We start from the raw sequence: 13,854 nt of genomic DNA on the forward strand, positions 1-13,854 counted from the left end.
ACAGGCTCCCTGTTATTGCGCGCTCGAAGCAGCGGCAGCACTCGCCGGCACGGCGCCCGATGCAGCGGCGCCGGATGCGGCAGCGGTGCCGGAACCGGCGGCAGCCGGCGCGGCGGAGGCAGCGGCACCCGACGCGGCATCGGCCGCCGGTGCGAGCTGCGCGGGGACCGACTTCACGGTCGCACCCGGGCGCACCTTTTCGCCGCCCTGCACGATCACGTGATCGCCCGCCTGCAGACCGCCTTCGACGATCCAGTTCTGACCCTGCATGCCGGTCGTCTTCAGCGGACGCGGCTCGACCTTGTTGCTGGCGTTCACCACCAGCGCGATCGCCTGCCCCTTCTGGTCGTGCGTGACGCCGATCTGCGGCACCAGGAACGCGTTCTCGTTCACGCCTTCCTCGATCCGCGCGCGCACGAACATCCCCGGCAGCAGCACGCGGCCCGGGTTCGGGAACACCGCGCGGATCGTCACCGAGCCGGTGGTCTGGTCGACCGTCACGTCCGAGAACTGCAGCTTGCCCGCTTCCGAATAGGTCTTGCCGTCTTCCAGGATCAGCGACACCTTCGCCGCGCCCGGGCCGCTCGTCTTTAGGCGCCCGCTCTGCACGTCCTGGCGCAGCTTCAGCCCTTCGAGGCTCGACTGCGTGAGGTCCACGTACACCGGATCGAGCTGCTGCACGGTCGACATCAGCGTCGCCTGGCTCGCCTGCACGTACGCACCCGGCGTCACTTGCGAGATGCCGACGCGGCCCGTGATCGGCGACACGACATCCGTATAGCCGAGGTTGATCTGCGCGGTGTCGACCGCCGCCTTGCCGGCCGCGACGTCCGCCGCGGCCTGGCCCTGCGTGGCCACCGCGTTGTCGTAGTCCTGCTTGCTGACCGCGTTCGCGGCCACCAGCACCTTGTAGCGCGCGACCAGCGCGTTCTGCGTGACGAGGTTCGCCTGCGCCTTCGCGAGCGTCGCCTTCGCGCTGTTCAGCGCGGCGACGTACGGCGCCGGGTCGATCTTGTACAGGCGCTGGCCGGCCTTGACGTCGCTGCCTTCGGTGAATTCACGGCGCAGCACGATGCCGTCGACCCGCGCGCGCACCTGCGCGACGAGGAACGCGCTGGTGCGGCCCGGCAGGTCGGTGAAGACCGGTACGGCCTGCGGCTGGACGGTGACGACGCCGACTTCAGGTGTTTGCGGCGGCGGTGCCGATTCTTTTTTTCCGCAGGCAGCCAGGAAAACCGCGGCTGCCGCGACAGTGATCAAGCGGTATGGAACCCGTTCGACGCGCATGGAGCGACCTCTGTGTGTAACCAATGGAATAAGTGCAGCACCCGGCGGGAGCGCAACACGGATGCGCCTCGCGGCGCAGATCGAACACCTGAATTACTGGACTGCTGGCTACAGCACGTCGGCACGAAACCTCTATGCCGACGGGATGCCGCGAACTGCGGACTGGTACTTTGGCGGGAATCAGCAGAGTGGGATATTAACTGATTGCCACTTGGGTCATTCGATCGTAGGGTGGTATTGTATATACATTCATGGATGTATGTAAAAAGCCCGTTTGTACTCCGCCGACTGTCCAGTCTTACAGATTGTTACCCGTCGCAAGCATAGCCCGTCTCAATGATGGCCGCGAGGGGTTGCGGACCCTAAATTCACCTACGATCGATCCAATCAGGCCTGCACATGGTCAGACGTACCAAGGAGGAGGCGCTCGAGACGCGCAACCGCATTCTCGACGCCGCCGAGCACGTGTTCTTCGAGAAGGGCGTGTCGCACACGTCGCTCGCGGACATCGCCCAGCACGCCGGCGTGACGCGCGGCGCGATCTACTGGCACTTCGCGAATAAAAGCGAGCTGTTCGACGCGATGTTCGACCGCGTGTTCCTGCCGATCGACGAACTGAAGCGGATGCCGCTCGACGCACCGGGCGGCGATCCGCTCGAGAAGGTGCGCAAGATCCTGATCTGGTGCGTGCTCGGCGTGCAGCGCGATGCGCAGCTGCGGCGCGTGTTCAGCATCCTCTTCATGAAGTGCGAGTACGTCGCGGACATGGGGCCGCTGCTGCAGCGCAATCGCGCCGGGATGAGCGAGGCGCTGCACGCGATCGACGCCGATCTCGCGATGGCCGTGCGGCTCAAGCTGCTGCCCGAGCGGCTCGATACGTGGCGCGCGACGCTGATGCTGCACACCCTCGTCAGCGGCTTCGTGCGCGACATGCTGATGCTGCCCGACGAGATCGACGCCGAGCAGCATGCGGAAAAGCTCGTCGACGGCTGTTTCGACATGCTGCGCTACAGCCCCGCGATGCTGAAGGACGGCGGCTGACGCGCGGCGGTCGCCGCACCGTCCGGTTGCTGCCGCGTCAGGCCGCCTTCGCGCGTTGCGCGCGGGCTCGCCGGTTCGACGCGGCCACCGAATCGCGCGCCGGCATCGCCGCGCCAGACAGTCCCGCGATCCACGCGTCGGTCGACATCACCGCCGCGAAATTCGACTGGAACACCACCGTGTACGCGCGGTGAATCTCCTCGGCGCTCGCCGTGCCCGCTTCGTTCTCGTAAGGCAGCGCGCCCGTCGCGTCGTTCAGGTACTCGATCTTCAGCCCCGCATGCGCAGCGTGATAGACGGTCGACGCATTGCAGTTGTGCGTCATGTAGCCGGCCACCGCGAGCGTGTCGATCCCGTGCGCATCGAGCCACGTGCCAAGATCGGTCCCGGCGAACGAGCTCGCCTGCGTCTTCTCGACCAGATGCGCGTACGGCCGGCTGGCGACCACCGCGTGCAGCGCGACGCCGTCGGAGCCGGGCGCGAAGATCGGCGCGCCGGCCGGCGCGACGTGCTGGACCACGATCACGGGCACGCCGGCCGCGTGCGCGGCGTCGATCGCGCGGCCGATGTTCGCGAGCGACACGTCGAGCGGCGGATACTCGATCGGCAGGTTGCCCGTCACGTATTCGTTCTGGACGTCGATGACGATCAGGGCGCGGCGGGCAGCGGGATGAGCAGCGGAAGACGGGACGGCGTTCGAATTCGACATGGCGGGCTCCTGGTCCGGGAGCGCTACCCCGCCCGGAAGGGGGCGGCCGGCAGCGCGATGGGATGCATTGTCGGGCCACGGCGTTTGCCCGGACAGTGGCCCGATAGCCATTCTTCGATAAAATCGGGCCATCCCCATTCCGGAGCCCGTCATGGCCGCTGCCGCGTTGCCCGCCCCGCCCGCGCCGACCGTCGTCGCCGTGATCGCATACGACGGCATCAGCCCGTTCCACCTGTCGGTACCGTCCGTCGTGTTCGGCAAGGAACGCGACGCGGCCGCGTCGCCCGCGTTCGAGTTTCGCGTCTGCTCGGCCGAGCGCGGCGCGCTCGCGACGACGGGCGGCTTCACGATCGCGGCGCCGTACGGGCTCGATGCGCTCGACGACGCGGACATCGTCGTCGTGCCCTCCTGGCGCGATCCGGACGAAGTGCCGCCCGATGAACTGCTCGACGCCGTCCGCGCGGTCGCCGCCCGCGGCGCGCAGCTCGTCGGCCTGTGCCTCGGCGCGTACGTGCTCGCCGCGGCCGGCCTGCTCGACGGCCGTCCGGCCACCACGCACTGGGCATGGGCCGACGATTTCGCCCGGCGCTTTCCGCGCGTGAAGCTCGATCCCGACGTGCTGTACGTCGACGACGGCAATCTGACGACGTCGGCCGGCACGGCCGCGGGGCTCGACTGCTGCCTGCACGTGGTGCGGCGGCGCTTCGGCTCGGATGCCGCGAACCGGATCGCGCGCCGCCTCGTGATTCCGCCGCACCGCCAGGGCGGGCAGGCCCAGTACGTTCCGCAGCCGGTCGCCGCGCACCCGCGCGATGCGCGGCTCGCGGGCCTGCTCGACTGGGTGCGCGCGCATCTCGACGCCGCGCATGGCGTCGATTCGCTCGCCGAACGCGTGCTGATGAGCCGGCGCACGTTCACGCGCCACTTCCGCCAGGCGACGGGTACGACCGTCACCGCATGGCTGCAGGCCGAGCGGCTCGCACGCGCGCAGCACCTGCTGGAAACCACCGGACAATCGATCGACGCGATCGCGCAGGCTGCCGGCTACGGGTCGAGCGTGTCGCTGCGCCAGCATTTCGCGGGCGCGCTCGGCACGTCGCCGTCCGCCTATCGAAGGGAATTTCGCGGCGCCGGCGCCTGAACCGGCGCCGACGCGCGGTAAGGCCGCTCAGCCGCCGTTGATCCAGCGTGCCGCGTAGAGCAGCAGCGCGACGAACACGATCATCGCCGCCCAGGCCCAAACCGGCACCGTGCCGGAGCCGCGATGCGGGAGCGCGCTGGCCGCGCGCCCGGTCAGCGCGCCGCCCAGGTGCGGCGGCAGCGCGCGCTTCGTCGCGGCCATCAGCGACGCGGGCCGCAGGAACACATGCTGGCGGCGCGGCGCGGCCGAGCGCGCGCGATTCGGCGCGAGGCCGTGCTTCGCCTGCACGACCGCGCAGAACTCTTGGAAGAAATCATCGGTCCACTCGCGCAATGCGTTGTCGATCTGCCGCCCCGGCAGCTCGGCAAGCGGCCCGCTCGCCGTCGCCCAGACCACGTACTCGATGCGCGTCGCGTTCGCGTCGTCATCCGGCATCAGCACGAGTTCGACCTGGCCGCGCAGCGCGCCGAGGCCGTCGGCGCGCGCCTTGAAACTCAGCACACGGCGCGGCCGCCCTTGCGCGTCGCCCTGCTCGGCGGCCGCGTGTGCGCGCACGTCGTAGCGCGCGCGCAGCGGGCCAAGCGGCACCGTGATCGTCAGCGCGAACTCGCCGTGCGCGAGCTTCACGAACGATTCGCAATGGTCGAAGCTCGCCCGCAGCAACGCGAGATCCTCGAACGCCTCCCGCACGACAGGCGGCGCGAGCGCAACGCGTAACGTGTCGTTCAGTTCCATGACGCCTCCCCGATGAACCCGCGCCGCATCAGGACGTCTCGACGAGACTGTCGATCCGCGCGACATCGAAGGCGACGTAGTGCGCAAGCACGGACGCTGCCTCCGTCGGTTCCTCGTAACTCCATGCGGCGTTCTCGATCACGCCGTCTTCCGTCTGCAAGTCGAAATGCACGGCCGGCCCCCTGAACGGGCACGCGGTCGTGAAACCCGACTTCACGAGCCGGCGCATGTTGACGTCGCCGCGCGGCAGGTAATGGATGTCCGGCAGTCCCGTTTCGCGGACGGTCAGCGCGCGATGCGAATCGGCATACGTGATGCCGCGATGGATCACGCGAACGCGATGGCGGTTCGGCACGATTTCGAGTCGAGGGTCGGCTGCATCGGACATCGTTTCTCCTTCGGGCGCCCCGGCAGGCAAACCGGGCGCAGGAAACGAAAAAAAGCCACGGCACGCGTGCCGTGGCTTTCATTATGGGCGAAACTTCGTCCGATTGCGCGACCTGGGCGCGGCCGCGCGCGGCGGGCTACTGCGCGCTCCACTGGAACGCGGTTTTCGCGCCGCCCTTCGCGCCGACCGTGACGGCGCGCGATTCCTCGTTGCCCTGGTACGACGCATGCACCGTATAGCGTCCCGGCGGCACCTTCACGAGCATGTACGGCCCGCGCGCGTCGGTCTTCAGCACTTCCGTGCCCTTGCCGTCGACGATCCGCACGTGGACGTCGGCCAGGAACTCGCCGCCCTTGCCGGTGAAGCGCAGCGCCAGCGGCCACTTCGCCTCGTTGTGCTGGAACGCCGTCGATTCGTCCTGCCCGACGCCGCCGGACACGAAGGTGACGTCACCCTGCTGGCGCGCGGCCGGCAAGCCGTCGGACTGCGCGTACGCGCCGGTCGCACCGGCTGCGAGGCCGGCGGCCAACGCCACGGCGACGGCAAATCGGGACACGTTGCGTGGATATTGCATGGCTCTCTCCTTGGGGTCGGAACACATACGGGGCGCCGCGTCACGCGGTCGAGCGGCGGCGCCCGCCGCGGCCGGCCGAGCCGGCCGTCGGCCATGCCGGTCAGCTCAGGTCGACCGGCACGAAGATCTGCGCATTATCGCGCTGGATCAGAAGAGCAAGACTGTTGCCCGCGCCCTTGACCGCGTCGCGCAACTGCTCGGGGCTCGTGACCGGGCGGCCGTTGACCGCGAGGATCACGTCGCCGGGCTGGATACCCGCATTGGCAGCCGGACCGCCGGCCTGCTGCACGATCAGCCCGTGCGACAGGTTGTCGGCACTGCGCTCCTGCGGCGACAGCGGACGCACCGCGACACCCAGGCGGCCCTGCTCGACCGGCCCGCCGTCGTTCGACGCGAGCTTCGCATCGGCCATCGCGCCGAGCGTCACGCTGATCGACTTCTTCGACTTGTCGCGCCAGATCTGCAGGTCGGCCTTCGAACCGGGCTTCAGGTTCGCGATCTGCGCGGGCAGCGACGTCGAATCGGCGACCGGCGAACCGTTGACCGACAGGATCACGTCGCCCGGCTGCAGGCCGGCCTTCGCGGCCGGGCCGTTCGGGTCGACCGAGCTGACCAGCGCGCCGTCCGGCTTCGGCAGCCCGAACGAACTGGCGAGCGTCTGGTTCAGCCCCTGCACGGCGACGCCGAGGCGGCCGCGGCTCACGTGGCCGGTCTTCACGAGCTCGTCCTTGACCTTGATCGCCTCGTTGATCGGGATCGCGAACGACAGGCCCTGGAAACCGCCCGTCTGCGAGTAGATCATCGAGTTGATGCCGATCACCTCGCCCTGCAGGTTGAACAGCGGGCCGCCCGAGTTGCCGGGGTTCACCGGCACGTCGGTCTGGATGAACGGCGTGTAGTTCTCGTCCGGCAGCGCGCGCGACTTCGCGCTGATGATGCCCGACGTGACCGTGTTGTCGAAGCCGTACGGCGAGCCGATCGCGACGACCCACTGGCCGACCTTGCTCTGCGCCGGATCGCCGATCTTCACGGTCGGCAGGCCGCTCGCGTCGATCTTCAGCACCGCGACGTCGGACTGCTTGTCGGCGCCGACGACCTTCGCCTTGTATTCGCGCTTGTCGGTCAGCTTGACCGTGACGACGTTCGCGCCGTCGATCACGTGCGCATTGGTGAGGATGTACCCGTCGGAGCTGATGATGAACCCGGAACCGAGGCTCGCGCTCGGCTGGTCGTCGGGCTGCGCGTCGCCGCCCATGCCCGGCACCTGGCCGTAGAAGTGCTTGAAGAACTGGTAGAACGGGTCGCTCGGGTCGATCGGCAGCTGCGGCTGCGGCACGCGCCGCGACACCTGCTTCACGACGTGCTTCGCGCTGATGTTCACGACCGCCGGGCCATAGGTCTCGACGAGCCCGGAGAAATCGGGAATGCCGGTCTTGGCGGCCGCTTCGGCCGGCATCAGCGCGGCCTGCGCGGGCGTGATGATCTGCGGATCGGCGCGGCGCGTACCGGCGAAATAGCCGGCTGACAGGGCGGCCGCCACGGCGACCGCGACGGTGCCGCGCGCAAGGAATCGGGTATTCATCGTAGGACCTCCTCTTTGTTAGGACGCAGCGTAACGACCCTGACTTAAAGGAGGCTTAATCAGCCTTAAGCGGGGCTTAAGCGGCCGCCGGCGGCCGCCCGGCGGCACGCGTCACGCGGATTCGGAAGGCTGCGGCGCCTCGGCGGGCATCTCGGCGTCGCGGAACACGACGCTGACGAGCAGGCCGCCCGCGGCCGCGTCGCCGAGCGACACCGTCGCGCCCTGCTGGGCCGCCACGCGCTTGACGATCGCGAGCCCGAGCCCGCTGCCCGCCACGTCGGTGCGCGCCCGCGCGGAGCTGTCGCGGTAGAAGCGGTCGAACACGCGCTCGCGTTCGTCGGCCGGGATGCCGGGCCCGCTGTCGCCGATCTGGACGCACGCGCGGCCGGCCGCGTCGCGGGTCAGCGACACGTCGATGCGGCCGCCGTCCGGCGTGTACTTCACCGCGTTGTCGAGCAGGTTGCCGAACATCACGCGCAGCGCGCCGATGTCCGCGACGACGCTCGCCGCGCGCGTCTCCTCGAAGCCGAGATCGATGTCGCGCCGCTGCGCGAGCGGCGCATGCGCGGTCACGCATTCGGCGAGCAGCGCCTGCAGGTCGACCGGTTCGCGCATCGTCGCGCCGTCCGGCTCAGCACGCGCGAGCGCGAGCAGTTGCTCCGTGAGGCGCGTCGCGCGCGACACGCCGTCCTGGAGATCCGCGACCGCCTCGCGGCGCGACGCGTCGTCCTTCGCGCGGGCGACGAGCTGCGCCTGGATCTGCACGGCCGCGAGCGGCGTGCGCAACTCGTGCGCGGCGTCGGCGACGAACGCCTTCTGCGTGTCGAGCGCGGCCGACAGCCGCGCGAGCAGCCCGTTCAGCGCGCGCACGAGCGGCTGCACCTCGAGCGGCAGGCGCGCGTCGGGCAGCGGATCGAGCGCTTCCGGCCGGCGCGCCTCGACCGCGCGCGTCACGCGGCCGAGCGGCGCGAGGCCGCGCCCGACGATCACCCAGACGGCCGCGCCGAGGAACGGCAGCAGCACGATCAGCGGCCACAGCGTGCGCAGCGCGACGTTCGCCGCGAGCCGGTTGCGCACCGACAGCGGCTGGGCGAGCTGCACGACGTTGTCGCCGACGATCGCGCCGTACACGCGCCATTCGCCGCGATCGGTGCGCTCGGTCGAGAAGCCGAGTTCCGCGCGCGGCGCGATCGGCGCACGCGGATGCGAGAAGTACATCAGCACGCCGTTGCGGTTCCAGATCTGGATCACGATGCCTTCGTCGCCGTTGGTGCGCGAGCCGAACACCTGCGAGAACGGCTCCGACGGCAGCGCCGCGGCGATTTCCTGCAGCTGGTAGTCGAACAGCTCGTTCGCCTCCGCGAGCGCCTGCCGGTAGATGAGCCAGCCCGCGATGCCCACGCCCGCGACGACGATCGCGAGCAGCCAGATCAGCAATTGATGACGAATCGACCTCACGCGTCAGCTTTCCTTGACGACCATGTAGCCGAGCCCGCGCACGTTGCGGATCAGGTCCGAGCCGAGCTTCTTGCGCAGCGCGTGGATGTAGACCTCGACGGTGTTGCTGCCGATCTCCTCGCCCCAGCCGTACATCTTTTCCTCGAGCTGGCTCTTCGACAGCACCGCACCGGGCCGCGCGAGCAGCGCCTCGAGCAGCGCGAACTCGCGCGCGGACAGCGCGACGGGCGCGCCGTCGAGCGTCACCTGATGCGAAGCGGGGTCGAGCGTCAGCGCGCCGTGGCGGATCAGCGACTCGCTGCGCCCGGCCTGGCGGCGGATCAGCGCGCGCATCCGCGCGCCGAGCTCGTCGAGGTCGAACGGCTTGACGAGGTAGTCGTCGGCGCCCGCGTCGAGCCCCTTCACGCGGTCGGCGATCGCGTCGCGCGCGGTGACGATCAGCACCGGCAGCGACAGCCCGCGCGCGCGCAGCGTGCGCAGCACGTCGACGCCGTCGCGCTTCGGCAGGCCGAGATCGAGCAGCAGCAGGTCGTACGTCTCGCCGCCGAGCGCCGTGAGCGCCGCGTCGCCGTCCTGCACCCAGTCGACCGCAAAGCCGTCCGAGCGCAGCGCCTTGCGCACGCCCTCCGCAATCATTCGATCATCTTCGACGAGCAGTATCCGCATCGGGACAGGTATCCATGGGGCGAGTCAAACACGCCGACCATTGTAGCGCCGCGAATCGCGTGCGCGGCACCGTGCAATGCAACAGTAAGGCGGATTGCAAGGGGCCCGCGCGGACTTGTCTCTACAATGTGCGCTTTGGCGCCGCCGCGCGCCCTGCCCGAGCCCCTGCTTTTCCCGTATTCGCCCATGCCGATTTCCGATCTTTCCGCCCGGTTCGCCCCCGCGCCCGCCTGTGCCTGCGCGCGGCCGCCGTCGTCGCCACCTGCACGGCCCTCGCGTTCGCACCGCCCGCGCAGGCCCGCAAGAAATCCCACAAGGACGCGCGCAAGACCGCCGTCGTGTCGCCGGCCGCGCGCGCGGCCGGCCTGCCGGCGTCCGTGCTCGTCGCGCTGCAGCGCGCGAAGGTGCCGGCCTCGGCGATGAGCGTCGTCGTCGAGCGCGTCGGCGATCCCGAGCCGCTGATCGCGTGGAATGCGAGCCGGCCGATGCTGCCGGCCTCGACGATGAAGCTCGTGACGACCTTCTCGGGCCTGTCGATCCTCGGCCCCGACTACCGCTGGCGCACGACCGCGTACACGGACGGCACGGTCGATCCCGACGGCACGCTGCAAGGCAACCTGTACATCAAGGGCACCGGCGATCCGAAGCTCGTGCCCGAGGAGCTGATCGACCTCGTCGACAAGCTCCGCAAGGCCGGCGTCAAGCGCGTGGCCGGCGGCCTCGTGCTCGACAAGAGCTATTTCGCGGCGTCGACGCGCGACCTGCCGTCGTTCGACGACGATGCCAGCGCGCCGTACAACGTCGGCCCCGATCCGCTGCTGTACGCGTTCAAGGCCGTGTCGTTCACGGTCACGCCGGGCGACGACGGCAAGGTGGCCGTCGACGTGCTGCCGCCGCTCGCGAACCTGTCGATCGACAACCAGCTCGTCGAAGGCTCGGGCTCGTGCAGCGCGGCCGCCGCGGCCGCGCGCCCGACGCTGTCGGCCGGCGGCGGGATCATGACGGCGTCGTTCGCCGGCGACTACCCGCTGCGCTGCGGCGCGCACACGACCAACCTCGCGATCCTCGATCACACGACGTTCTTCGCGCGCGGCTTCCTCGCGCTGTGGCAGCAGGACGGCGGCACGATCGCCGGCCCCGTGAGCGAAGGCAAGGTGCCGACCACCGCGCGGCCGCTCGCGGTGCACCACAGCCCGGTGCTCGGCAGCATCGTCTACGACATCAACAAGTTCAGCAACAACGTGATGGCGCGCAACCTGTTCCTGACGATCGGCGCGGTCGGCGGCAAGCCGCCCGCGACGCCCGAACAGTCGAGCCGCGTGATCCAGGCGTTCCTGCAGAAGAACGGCATCGCGATGCCCGACCTCGTGCTCGAGAACGGCTCGGGCCTGTCGCGCGAAGAGCACGTGAGCGCGCAGTCACTCGCCGCGCTGCTGCAGGCCGCGAACGCGAGCCCCGTCGCGCAGGCCTTCATCGATTCGCTGCCGATCGCCGGCATCGACGGCACGATGAAGAACCGCCTCACCAACGCCGGCGTGCTCGGCAACGCGCACATCAAGACCGGCACGCTGCGCGACGTGCGCGCGATCGCGGGCTACGTCGGCGGCGCCGACGGCCAGAGCTACATCGTCGTCAGCTTCATCAACAACGATCACGCGGAAGCCGCGCGCGCCGCGCACGACACGCTGCTCGAGTGGATCTACGCGGGCGCGCACTGACGCGTTGACGCACCGCACATCGCGCAACGGGCCGCCCTCGCGGGCGGCCCGTGCCGTTTTTCCGCCGCGCCCGCGCTCGCCTTTCGCATTGCCCGGTTTGAAACGCCGCCGCCGCCGGCGCGCGCCGCACCGCGCGCCGGCCGCGCCCGTAAAACAGGGCCGCACCGCCCGGCCCCGTGCCGCGCGGCTTCCGTAGAAACCCTGTCCTCAGAGGGAACCCTCTACGCTGCCCCCTCGCCTAGCGCGTGGCGATTGCGTAGGCTGTTGGCCTGACCGATATCTACAACGGGCCACACGCCCGGCCTCATGGCTTGCAGGGGAAAGAAGGAGACACGCCCATGCGATTCGACGTCGAATTGCTTCTGCTCGCGCTGGCGCCCGTCTTCCTGCTCTGCATCGCATGGGAGGCCTGGCACCTCGCCCGCACACGTGCGCAAGACCCTGTCTATGCGTGGCGCGACACGCTGTGCAACGCGGCGCTCGCGCTGATGCACCAGGGCGCCGACAAGATCGCGTGGCTGTTCGTGATTCCCGTCTATGCGTACTGCTACCGGCACTATCGTCTTTACACGTGGCACGACAGCTGGCTGTCGTTCGCGGTGCTGTTCGTCGCGCAGGACTTCCTCTACTACGTGTTTCATCGCGCGAGCCATCGCGTGCGCTGGCTGTGGGCCGCGCACGTCGTACACCACTCGTCCGAGCGGATGAATTTCTCGACCGCGTTCCGCCAGAGCCTGATGTACCCCGTCGCGGGCATGTGGGTGTTCTGGCTGCCGCTCGCGTTCGCCGGCTTTCCGCCGCAACAGGTCGTCGGCATCGTGCTGATCAACCTCGCGTTCCAGTTCTTCGTGCACACGCAGGCGATCGGCAAGCTCGGCTGGCTCGAATACGTGCTGAATACGCCGTCGATCCATCGCGCGCACCATGCGCGCAACGCGCGCTACATCGACCGCAATTACGCAGGCGTCCTGGTGATCTGGGATCGCCTGTTCGGCAGCTATGTCGAGGAAACGCCCGACGACCCGCCGCAGTACGGAATCGTCGAGCGGCTCGGCTCGAACAACCCGCTCGTCGCGACGTTCCACGAATGGGTGTCGATGGCGTCCGACGCGTTGCGCGTCGACGGATGGGGCAACAAGCTGCGCGCGATTTTCGGCCCGCCCGAATGGGCGAGCGCTTATCATGCGCAGATTGCCGAGGCCGCGAACCAGGATCCGCGCACCGTGCCGCTGGCGGCTGCGCGTGACCGATAAACCGTTTCAGCCAACGGCCGCCGCGCAGCCCGGAACCGAGCAGGCACGCGGCAGATGAGAAACACATCAGGCCATATCTACGAGGAGATCGAACGATGCAGACACAACAACACGCACCTTCCCGCACCCGTCAGCGCATGCTGCGCACCGCGCAGGTCGCGATCGCCGGCGCCGCGCTCGCGCTGCTCGCCGCGTGCGGCGGAGGTGACGACAACAACAGCAGCAGTTCGTCGAACACGCCGCCGTCGGGCGTGAAGATGCAGGTCGTGTCGTTCGGCGACAGCCTGTCCGACGCGGGCACCTACTCGCAGATCAAGCTCGGCTTCGGCGGCGGCCGCTTCACGACCAACCCGGGCCAGGTGTGGACGCAGAACGTCGCGCAGTACTACGGCGACACGCTGCAGCCCGCGAACCAGGGCGGCTTCGGCATCCCGCTGCAGGCCACCGGCGGCCTCGGCTACGCACAAGGCGGCTCGCGCGTGACGCTGCAGCCGGGCATCGGCCACGCGGACGCCAGCGTGCCGAACGCCGACTACGCGCAGGCAACGACGACGCCGATCGCCGACCAGGTCAAGCAGTACCTGTCGCAGCACGGCAGCTTCAACGCCGGCCAGATCGTGCTGATCAACGGCGGCGCGAACGACATCTTCTATCAGGCGCAGGTCGCGCAGGCGCAAGGCAACACGCCGGCCGCGCAGCTCGCGGCCGCGCAGGCGATCGGCCTGGCCGCGCAGCAGCTCGGCGGGATCGTCCAGCAGATCGTCGCGGCAGGCGCGACGCACGTGTTCGTCGCGAACGTGCCGGACATCGGCGGCACGCCACTCGCGCTGCAAGGCGGCACGCAGGCCGCGTTCACGCAACTGTCGGGCCTCTTCAACAAGACGCTCGTCGGCACGCTCGCCGCGCTGAAGGTCGATACGACGAAGTATGCGGTGGTCGATTCGTTCACGTGGCAGGACGGCATCGCGGCCAACTACCAGGCGAACGGCTTCAGCGTGTCGAACACCGACACCGCCTGCAACCTGAAGGCGATGGTCCAGGCCGCCACGCAGTACGGCGTCGCGAACGCAACCGCCTTCGGCTCGTCGCTGTTCTGCTCGCCGCAAACCTACACGGTCGCGAATGCGGACCAGACCTACATGTTCGCCGACACGGTCCACCCGACGACGCGCCTGCATGCGCTGTTCGCGCAGTACGTCGAGCAGCAGATCGCGAAGTCCGGCGTCGGCAAGTAAGCCGCCGGCCATGCGCCCAAACGAAAACGCCCGACCGGTTCGCCGGTCGGGCGTTTTTTTCATGCGT

At 69.3% G+C, this 13,854-nt stretch carries 12 protein-coding genes and 1 pseudogene; 5 read left to right on the plus strand and 8 right to left on the minus strand.

Annotated features, from left to right (window positions below):
• Positions 1 to 12: 12 nt before the first annotated feature.
• The gene (locus tag VXM69_RS16090) at positions 13 to 1,287 is read right to left on the minus strand and encodes an efflux RND transporter periplasmic adaptor subunit (protein WP_367189885.1); all 1,275 of its coding nucleotides are present in this window, start codon (positions 1,285 to 1,287) and stop codon (positions 13 to 15) included.
• Between the two features lie 399 nt (positions 1,288 to 1,686).
• Here VXM69_RS16090 and VXM69_RS16095 point away from each other — a divergent pair, with 399 nt between their 5' ends.
• A complete protein-coding gene (locus VXM69_RS16095; protein WP_034189098.1) occupies positions 1,687 to 2,328 on the plus strand; it encodes a TetR family transcriptional regulator in 642 nt (213 codons plus the stop codon).
• Between the two features lie 37 nt (positions 2,329 to 2,365).
• On the opposite strand, the gene VXM69_RS16100 is transcribed toward VXM69_RS16095, so the two are convergent.
• Positions 2,366 to 3,037 carry a cysteine hydrolase family protein gene (locus VXM69_RS16100; RefSeq protein WP_049029735.1) on the minus strand — a complete coding sequence of 224 codons (672 nt, stop codon included), beginning with the start codon at positions 3,035 to 3,037 and terminating at the stop codon, positions 2,366 to 2,368.
• Between the two features lie 151 nt (positions 3,038 to 3,188).
• On the opposite strand from VXM69_RS16100, the gene VXM69_RS16105 reads away from it, so the two are divergent.
• Positions 3,189 to 4,178 (plus strand): helix-turn-helix domain-containing protein, encoded by a 990-nt coding sequence (locus VXM69_RS16105; RefSeq protein ID WP_034189096.1) that lies wholly within the window; start codon positions 3,189 to 3,191, stop codon positions 4,176 to 4,178.
• A 27-nt stretch (positions 4,179 to 4,205) separates the two neighbouring features.
• On the opposite strand, the gene VXM69_RS16110 is transcribed toward VXM69_RS16105, so the two are convergent.
• From VXM69_RS16110 to VXM69_RS16135, 6 genes are all read right to left on the minus strand, one after another.
• On the minus strand, positions 4,206 to 4,913 hold the full coding sequence (locus VXM69_RS16110) for an SRPBCC domain-containing protein (protein ID WP_034189095.1): 708 nt from the start codon (positions 4,911 to 4,913) through the stop codon (positions 4,206 to 4,208).
• A 28-nt stretch (positions 4,914 to 4,941) separates the two neighbouring features.
• Complete coding sequence (locus tag VXM69_RS16115; RefSeq protein WP_034189094.1) at positions 4,942 to 5,301, minus strand: DUF427 domain-containing protein; 360 nt, start codon at positions 5,299 to 5,301, stop codon at positions 4,942 to 4,944.
• A 136-nt stretch (positions 5,302 to 5,437) separates the two neighbouring features.
• Positions 5,438 to 5,875: a carboxypeptidase-like regulatory domain-containing protein gene (locus VXM69_RS16120; RefSeq protein ID WP_034189093.1), complete on the minus strand. Its 438-nt coding sequence runs from the start codon at positions 5,873 to 5,875 to the stop codon at positions 5,438 to 5,440.
• Positions 5,876 to 5,975: 100 nt separating this feature from the next.
• The gene (locus VXM69_RS16125; protein ID WP_034189092.1) at positions 5,976 to 7,457 is read right to left on the minus strand and encodes a DegQ family serine endoprotease; all 1,482 of its coding nucleotides are present in this window, start codon (positions 7,455 to 7,457) and stop codon (positions 5,976 to 5,978) included.
• A gap of 111 nt (positions 7,458 to 7,568) precedes the next feature.
• Positions 7,569 to 8,915, minus strand: coding sequence for an ATP-binding protein (locus tag VXM69_RS16130; RefSeq protein ID WP_034189091.1), 1,347 nt, complete (start codon positions 8,913 to 8,915; stop codon positions 7,569 to 7,571).
• A 3-nt stretch (positions 8,916 to 8,918) separates the two neighbouring features.
• On the minus strand, positions 8,919 to 9,581 hold the full coding sequence (locus VXM69_RS16135) for a response regulator (RefSeq protein ID WP_034189090.1): 663 nt from the start codon (positions 9,579 to 9,581) through the stop codon (positions 8,919 to 8,921).
• A 186-nt stretch (positions 9,582 to 9,767) separates the two neighbouring features.
• Here VXM69_RS16135 and dacB point away from each other — a divergent pair.
• From dacB to VXM69_RS16150, 3 genes and pseudogenes are all read left to right on the plus strand, one after another.
• Positions 9,768 to 11,299: pseudogene (dacB, locus tag VXM69_RS16140) on the plus strand (D-alanyl-D-alanine carboxypeptidase/D-alanyl-D-alanine-endopeptidase).
• A 338-nt stretch (positions 11,300 to 11,637) separates the two neighbouring features.
• Positions 11,638 to 12,552: a sterol desaturase family protein gene (locus VXM69_RS16145; protein WP_059560424.1), complete on the plus strand. Its 915-nt coding sequence runs from the start codon at positions 11,638 to 11,640 to the stop codon at positions 12,550 to 12,552.
• 95 nt (positions 12,553 to 12,647) lie between these two features.
• Complete coding sequence (locus tag VXM69_RS16150) at positions 12,648 to 13,787, plus strand: SGNH/GDSL hydrolase family protein (RefSeq protein ID WP_367189886.1); 1,140 nt, start codon at positions 12,648 to 12,650, stop codon at positions 13,785 to 13,787.
• Positions 13,788 to 13,854: the final 67 nt, after the last annotated feature.

Source organism: Burkholderia sp. Ed8 (assembly GCF_040761425.1).
Taxonomy (GTDB): domain Bacteria; phylum Pseudomonadota; class Gammaproteobacteria; order Burkholderiales; family Burkholderiaceae; genus Burkholderia; species Burkholderia seminalis.